The sequence below is a fragment of the Mariniflexile ostreae genome, assembly GCF_042427585.1.
Lineage (GTDB): Bacteria > Bacteroidota > Bacteroidia > Flavobacteriales > Flavobacteriaceae > Pseudalgibacter > Pseudalgibacter ostreae.
Genome location: NZ_JBHMFC010000046.1, coordinates 1 through 1,405, shown reverse-complemented (window position 1 = coordinate 1,405; position 1,405 = coordinate 1). Strand labels below are relative to the sequence as shown.

Below are 1,405 nucleotides of genomic sequence, written 5' to 3'. Positions count from 1 at the left end.
TAGAGCGCAGTTCAGAGGGGTTAGAAACGTAGAGTTCTTCCTATATAGACTTACAACAATTTATGCATAATCTTAAAATCCCACAACTTTATGACTTGATCCCATAATCTTAAAATCCCACAACTTTATGACTTGATCCGACTTGATCCCAGAAAACCGATTTTTAAAAAAATATAAATCTACAAAAAAAGCCTTTCAATTTCTTGAAAGGCTTTTGCTTTTTGGGTGGAAGACCGGATTCGAACCGGCGACCCTTGGTACCACAAACCAATGCTCTAACCAACTGAGCTACAACCACCATGTAACTTACATTTTACAATGCGACTGCAAATGTAATAGATTTGAACGATATCTACAAAAACTTTCACAATTTTTTTTCATAAAAAAACAAATAAAAAAAACCTATAGAGATAACTATTTAATATCGAACAAACTATCTACCGCAATATAACGTTCTACGGTGAAGCCCTCGGCATTATCTACACCCACCAATCGCCCTAAATCTCTAGACCTATAAGTAATACTGTCTAAAAAATTCTTGTTTGAAATAGGCGTTTCTGGCTCTTTACTAGTTGTATCGTAAAACTGGGTTTTATAAGCCATTACTGCCTTTACCTTTTTATCGATATATCCCGAAACATCTACCACCAAATCAGGGGTTATATTTTTCCATTGAATGTAATGATACACTTGTTTTGGCCGCCATGGTTTTTGGATAACCCCATCTCCATTTTTTGTTTCAATCTTTATAAGTCCACTTAAAAAACAAGCATCGCTAACCAGCCTATTGCCCTTACCGTGATCAATATGTCTATCATCTATAGCATTACATAATATCAATTCTGGCCGGTACTCTCTTATAAGCTTAATCACTTCCAATTGATGGGCTTTATCATTTAAAAAAAAACCATCGGCAAAACCAAGATTCTTTCTAAATGAAACGCCTAATATCGTAGCGGCCGTTGTAGCCTCTTCATCTCTAGTTTTAGCTGTACCTCGGGTTCCCAATTCGCCCCTTGTTAAATCTATAATCCCTACTTTCTTACCTTGGTCTATTTCTTTTGCCAAAGTTGCACCACAGCCCAATTCCACATCATCTGGATGTGCACCAAAGGCAAGAATATCTAATGTCATCTCTTTCATTTATTTTTTTACCCTTAAATTGTTTTCCTACTACACATAAGGAGTGTTTTTTTTTTAAACTTTCACTAACTTTTGTAAAAATACTTAAAAACTTTTTACCACCAGTTCTTTTCCTTTTCTAGATGTTTAAAAAAGGGATATAAATTATAGATATTATTTCACAACTATCCGAAAGTTTAAGTTTTAAAGAAGCTTGAGAATCCCTTATTTTTGGTTTGCAGACTAAAAATAATTTTCATGGGACTCTACAAGCGCACTAAAA

The 1,405-nt window shown here is 34.5% G+C and carries 1 protein-coding gene and 1 tRNA gene; both read right to left on the bottom strand.

Annotated elements, in window-relative coordinates; all coding sequences use genetic code 11:
- Window positions 1-223 precede the first annotated feature (223 nt).
- Window positions 224-299: transfer RNA gene (locus ACFFU9_RS10345), tRNA-His, on the bottom strand.
- 115 nt (window positions 300-414) lie between these two features.
- Window positions 415-1,134: a bacillithiol biosynthesis deacetylase BshB1 gene (bshB1, locus tag ACFFU9_RS10340; RefSeq protein WP_379861361.1), complete on the bottom strand. Its 720-nt coding sequence runs from the start codon at window positions 1,132-1,134 to the stop codon at window positions 415-417.
- Window positions 1,135-1,405 lie beyond the last annotated feature (271 nt).